Source organism: Paenibacillus marinisediminis, assembly GCF_054343325.1.
The window spans coordinates 1-252 of the sequence record NZ_JBTGUH010000044.1; the positions used below are offsets into that span (position 1 = coordinate 1).

General features: G+C 55.6%; 1 rRNA gene. It reads left to right on the forward strand.

What is annotated here, in order from left to right:
- Positions 1-218, forward strand: a 16S ribosomal RNA gene (locus tag ACXX53_RS23180); the annotation flags it as partial.
- Between the last annotated feature and the right edge of the window lie 34 nt (positions 219-252).

The window sequence follows — 252 nt, forward strand, 5'->3', positions numbered from 1 at the left end:
CTGCATGAAGTCGGAATTGCTAGTAATCGCGGATCAGCATGCCGCGGTGAATACGTTCCCGGGTCTTGTACACACCGCCCGTCACACCACGAGAGTTTACAACACCCGAAGCCGGTGGGGTAACCGCAAGGAGCCAGCCGTCGAAGGTGGGGTAGATGATTGGGGTGAAGTCGTAACAAGGTAGCCGTATCGGAAGGTGCGGCTGGATCACCTCCTTTCTAAGGATTTACGTCTCCTGCGACGGAGACATAA